General features: G+C 68.7%; 5 protein-coding genes. 2 read left to right on the top strand and 3 right to left on the bottom strand.

Annotated elements, in window-relative coordinates; genetic code table 11:
- The 3 genes from ACFWF3_RS23355 to ACFWF3_RS23345 form a co-directional block, all read right to left on the bottom strand.
- The coding region (locus tag ACFWF3_RS23355; RefSeq protein WP_379315269.1) for a 3-hydroxyacyl-CoA dehydrogenase NAD-binding domain-containing protein at nt 1-388 on the bottom strand (388 nt) is incomplete at its 3' end.
- 144 nt (nt 389-532) lie between these two features.
- Nucleotides 533-1,177: a Rid family hydrolase gene (locus ACFWF3_RS23350; protein WP_379315268.1), complete on the bottom strand. Its 645-nt coding sequence runs from the start codon at nt 1,175-1,177 to the stop codon at nt 533-535.
- A gap of 29 nt (nt 1,178-1,206) precedes the next feature.
- Nucleotides 1,207-2,772: a flavin monoamine oxidase family protein gene (locus ACFWF3_RS23345; RefSeq protein ID WP_378991637.1), complete on the bottom strand. Its 1,566-nt coding sequence runs from the start codon at nt 2,770-2,772 to the stop codon at nt 1,207-1,209.
- A gap of 239 nt (nt 2,773-3,011) precedes the next feature.
- Here ACFWF3_RS23345 and ACFWF3_RS23340 point away from each other — a divergent pair, with 239 nt between their 5' ends.
- Together ACFWF3_RS23340 and ACFWF3_RS23335 are read left to right on the top strand one after the other, a co-directional pair.
- Nucleotides 3,012-4,505: an APC family permease gene (locus ACFWF3_RS23340; protein ID WP_379315267.1), complete on the top strand. Its 1,494-nt coding sequence runs from the start codon at nt 3,012-3,014 to the stop codon at nt 4,503-4,505.
- Nucleotides 4,502-5,242 (top strand): IclR family transcriptional regulator, encoded by a 741-nt coding sequence (locus tag ACFWF3_RS23335; RefSeq protein WP_379315266.1) that lies wholly within the window; start codon nt 4,502-4,504, stop codon nt 5,240-5,242. Before ACFWF3_RS23340 ends, ACFWF3_RS23335 begins: the two co-directional genes overlap by 4 nt.
- Nucleotides 5,243-5,260 lie beyond the last annotated feature (18 nt).

Below are 5,260 nucleotides of genomic sequence, written 5' to 3'. Positions count from 1 at the left end.
CGACCGGACCTTGTGGCGTCCGCAGGCCGAGGCGCTGGCCGCGGCCGGATACCGGGTGCTCACGCCGGACCTGCGGGGCTACGGCGCCAGTGACGTGACGCCCGGCAGCGTCCTGCTGTCCCGGCGCGGCCTCGATCACCAGGTCACGATCGGCGAACTCGTCCATGTCCAGGGTGACGCGCACCCGCGCGAGCACCGCGTCGGCCTCGTCCTGGGTGATCTTGCCCTTGGTCACGCCACGGGCGATCGAGGTGGCGATCCGGTTCTTGGCCGCCTCGGCGAACTCCGGCTTCGTCTCGAGCACGAGCACCGAGCTGCCCGCCTTGGCGCACACCTCCGCGATCCCCGCGCCCATCGTGCCGCCACCGATTACACCGATCAACTCCACTGGAGAACTCCCAACATCGCATTGCCCTGGCTGTCCCGGAGATTATTTCACCCGGGCTGGCACTCAGTGCCACAGGATGCCGGAACGTGAGCTATCGCACCAGCTGGACGCGACGCTGACCAGGGCATTCGTCAGCGAGCCGACTCACTTACCCGCCGGGTACACGGCGTCGACTTCGACCTCGACCAACCATCCCGCCACCGGCAGGCTCGCTACTTCCAGGGCGAAGCGGCTCGGTCGTGCCGCGTTGCGGACCAGCGGTGCGGCCGGGGCAGCGGTGCCGAGGGGGACCAGCTCGGTGTCGCCGGTGGTGAGGTTCGTATTGGCGAAGAACTGCCGGTAGGCGCGGTTCCAGCCGGCGTAGTCGGCCCGGTCGGTGCCGGGCGCGTTGTCGAGGAACACCCGCATGGTGATCACGTCGTCCAGGGTCAGGCCCTGGGCTTCGAGGTTCTCCCGGATTCTGGCCAGCACCGACATGCCCTGCGCTTCGGTGACGGTGACACCGGCGGGCAGCTTCGCGTCCGCGAACTGCTGGGTGTCGATGAAGGATTCGGGGCTGCCGGTGGGGGCGGCCTTGTTGGTGGCGGTGGGGCCCAGCCCGCTGGTCTTGTAGACGGTAGCGTCGGCGGCGATCGTCACGCCTTGGGCGATCATCGGATTCGCCTGTCCCGCTTCGAGAACTGAGGTACTCGGCGCAGTGGACGGCTGCGACTCGGCCGGGTCGGCCGAGCAGGAGGTGAGGGTCAGCGCCGCGAGGGCCGTCACGGCCAGCGTGATCGTCGTCTTCATGGTCGATACTCCTTGTCGGGGTGAGAGATTCAGGCGGCAACGCGGGCGTGCAGGGCGGTCACCACGTCGCGGGCGGAGGTGAAGGCGCCGTGCTGCCAGGCGATCGCGTTGGACAGGTGGTCACCGGCGAAGTAGATGTGCTCTACGGGGGCAAGGAGTTTGGTGTATTCGGGGGTGGCCTCACCGCCGTGGGAATTGCTACCCGACCAGCCGACCCACGCGCCCTCGGAATACTTGGTTCGCCGCCAGCTGCCGGAGAACGACGAGGCGATGTCGGCGCGGTACTTGTCGCCGTGGATCGCTGCGCCCTCGTCGACGGCCTTCGCCAGACGTTGCCGGTGGGTGAGTGATTCGAAGGCCTGATGACGTTTGCCGGTGTTGTAGTAGCCGACCACCACGCCACGGTCGCCGTTGTAGTGGTCGTAGGGGAACATGATCTGCGCGATGTCCTTGTCGGTATTGCTCGCGCCGCCGTAGATCCGGTCGTCGAGCTCCCACCAGCGGCGCGAGTATTCGATGCCGAGCTTGCCGGAGGACACCGGGATCGCGGCTTTCAGCGCGGTGAGCACGTCGGCGGGCAGGTTGTTGGCCAGGCGACCGACGAGATGGGGCGGCAGCGTGCAGATGCAGTAGTCGGCATCGAGGGACTTGCGCGCGCCGTCCTGGGTGTACTCGATCCGCACACCCTCGGGGGTGTTCTTCATCGCCGACACCTCGGCGCCGAAATGGATGCGCTGCGTGCCGATCTCGCGCTGGAAGGCGGCGTAGATGCGGTCCATGCCACCGACCGGGGTCATCATCATCATGGCCTGGTCGTAGCCGAATTCGAAGCTGAAATTGCGGCCGAGACCGCTGCGGATCGTGTCGGACATCGGGAACGGTTTCGGCTGTTCGCCGAAGTTCAGACCCGCCCCGGGTTCGGAGGTGTAGCCGCGCCGGGTCGAGCCGAGATAGCGGCCGTCACTGGAGAGGTCGCCGAAATCGCGCAGGAACGACGACAGCGCTTCCTTGTCGGCGCCGGAGAGCACGTCGTCGAGTGCGCCCCGCGACGCGGCCTTCTGCAACAGCTCGGACATGTAGCCGTACATGTCGGCCTTGGCCGCGCGGTATTGCACCGACTGCCCGGAGATCGAGGTGCCGCTCTGATAGTTGACCAGGGTGGACGCGTTCTGGTTGCCGAACGGCTGGATCTCGACACCGAGTTCGCGACAGTAGTCGAGGGTGATGTGGCCCTGCGGGATTCGCGTGGCGCCCAGATTGAAGTAGTGCCCTTCGGCGAAGGTGCAGCTCTGGGTTTCGCCGTTGAGATCGGTTTCGGTGGTGCCGTTGCGCACCGACCACACCCGTCCGCCCGCTCGCTTCCTGGCCTCGAGCACGGTCACGTCGTATCCGGCCTTGCCCAGCTCGTAGGCCGCGCACAACCCCGCCGGGCCGCCGCCGAGGATCGCCACCTTCGCGCCACCGTCGCCCTTGCCGATGAGGTCGCCCATGGCGGGCGAGCGGAACGACACCTGCGCCGTGGCGGGCGCGAGGCCGAGGGTCGACATCGCGCCGTAGGCGAGGCCGGCACCACCGGTGATGCCGAGACTCTGCATGAATGATCTTCTGGTGACTGCCATGGGTAGCTCCGTCCGCCGCGATATCCGTTCTGCGACAGCGTCCGTCGACGGTGGGTCGGTGCCGCTACGCCGCGGAAAACGTTTACCGATCGGCGAGTGAGATCCCCCGCGGTCGCTTTCTCGCTCGGTGACCATCGCCCCGACTCGCGCCCGCAATACCGCCGAAACCAGGTCTGGATATCCTCGCCCGCACCGACAACGCTGGGAGGTGTGTGGTGACGGCACTGGCCGACGCGGTCGCGCGCTCGTTCGCGGCCGGGGAACCCGAGCGCCCCGCGGTGTCGCCGTTGCGTGCGCTGGGGCGCAGACAACTGCCGGGTGTGGCTTTGCTCGGCCAGTCGATCGCGACCACCGCGCCCGCCGCGTCGATGGTGCTGTTGCCGGTCACGATGCTCACCCACAACGCCCTGCTGCCCGGCCTGGTGACGATCGTCATCGCGACGCTGGTCATCACGCTGATCGCGTACTGCGTCGCACAGTTCACCCGGCGGCTGTCCGCGGCGGGTGGGCTCTACACCTTCGTCAGCCACGGCGCCGGACCGCGTGCGGCGCTGACCTGTGGCGTCGGAATGCTCGTGAAGTACCTGGGCAGTGCGTCGCTGACGATGTATCACGGGTCGCAGACCGCTCTCGCCTTGGCAGCGCAGCTGGGAATCACGTTGCGCGGCTGGCAGATCGGGGCCGTCTATCTCGGCATCGCGGTGCTGATCGGCGCGGTGCTGGTGCGTGGTGTGCGGTTCGCCGCGATCGCGATTCTGGCGGTCGAGGCGTGCTCGCTGGCCTTCATCATCGGCCTCATGCTGGTGTCGGGGCCTGCTGTCGCGATCACCCCGGCCGCGCCGAATGTTCCCGCGGTGCTGGCCATCGCGATGTCGGCGCTGTTTGCGCTCGCGGGCTTCGAGAGCGCCACGTTCTTCGCACCGGAGACGCGGCGTCCGCTGGTCACCGTGACCCGTACGGTGCTGCTCACCCCGGTGCTGTGCGGGGCGTTGTTCATCTTCGCGTCGTGGGCGGCCTGGTCCGGGCATGCGGGAACGGTGGTGAACGCGTATCTGCACGGGACGGCGAGTGGGTCGAGTCTGCTCGTGGTGATCCTGCTCGACGCGGGGCTGACCTGCTCGTGGCTCGGGTCGTCGATGGCTTCGTCGAACGCCGCGTCGCGACTGCTGTATTCGATGAGCGTGGAGGGTGTGCTGCCGCGCCTGCTGAGCCGGGTCGGTCCGCGGTTGCGGACCCCGCACGTGGCGTTGGTGCTGATCATCGGCATCGTCGCGACGGCCGGTTCGGGTTTCGTCGCGCTCGACGGTGTGCCCGCCGCGGCCAAGACGGTCATGCGCACGGCGCTCGCGGTGTCCTACATCCTGGTCGCGGTGGGTGCGGTGCTGTTGCTCGGCCGTATCCGCGAGCGCAGCCGCGTCGACCTCGTCGCCGGCTGGGTCGGCAGTGGGGTGCTCGCCGCGGTGCTGGTCTGTCTGACGGTGTCGGACGCGAGCGACGGTGTGGTGGTCGCGCCCGCGACGGTGCTCGCGGTGCTGCTGGCCGGTGCTGCCTGGTATCGCTGGCTGCGGGACAGCTGTCCCGAAAGTCTCACGGCCATCGGTGTTTTCGACAGTCCCGAATCCGCTGACGTGCTGCCCGGCGCCGGGGTGTTCGCCGTCAACGCCCGCGGCGCGATGGCCCTGGTAGGGGCGGACCGCGGCGAACGGTGACAACGACGACCCGCCGCGACGGCCCGACCGGGCACGAGCCGAGGGCTGTCCAGAAGGCCCTCGCTCTGCTCGAGGCGGTAGCGCAGCTGGGTTCGGGCGCCACCGCGAAGGACATCGCCGCGCAGACCGGCATCGCCCCCGCCACCGCGTACCGCCTCCTGAATCTCCTCGTCGCCGACGGCTACCTGGTGCGGATCGAGGACCTGTCCGGTTTCGCCCTCGGCCGCCGTACCCGTGAGCTCGCCGGGGCTGCCGCTCCCGAGCCCGTCTCCGGCAATCACCGGATCCTCGGTGAACTGCGCGCCCAGCTGCGTTTCGGCATCCATCTCGCCTCCTTCGCCGGCGGCCGGATCAGGATGGTCGACAAGGATCCCGACCATGAACTGAGTGGGGAGAAGGTGCTGCTCGCCTGCCCGCACGCCTCGGCCATCGGCAAGCTCCTGTTGGCGCGGTACCCGGACTTCGCGGCCGAGGCCACGCTGCGCAAGGTCACCACCTTCACCATCACCGACGCCGCCGATCTCGCCGCCGAGCTACGCCGAGTCACCGCGGACGCCGTCGCCGTCGAGGTGAACGAATGCCGCCTCGGCCGCAGCGCCGTTGCCGTCCCGATCCGCACCGACGACGGCACTGTCACCGGTGCCCTGGCCGCGATCGGCAAGACCGGCCGCCTGCCCGTGCACGATCGCGACCTCATCGACTTGCTCACGTCGGCGGCCGATCAGCTGACACTGTGACCGCACACCCGAGGCCCT

The organism is Nocardia sp. NPDC060220, assembly GCF_042727815.1.
Lineage (GTDB): Bacteria > Actinomycetota > Actinomycetes > Mycobacteriales > Mycobacteriaceae > Nocardia.
The sequence above is the reverse complement of the archived record's forward strand: the minus strand, read 5'-3'. Positions and strand labels throughout refer to the sequence as shown.

Bases quoted from the DNA above. Each gene is read 5' to 3' on its own strand.
- ACFWF3_RS23350 (WP_379315268.1), bottom strand. From the start codon at position 1,177: ATGAAGACGACGATCACGCTGGCCGTGACGGCCCTCGCGGCGCTGACC.
- ACFWF3_RS23345 (WP_378991637.1), bottom strand. From the start codon at position 2,772: ATGCAGAGTCTCGGCATCACCGGTGGTGCCGGCCTCGCCTACGGCGCG.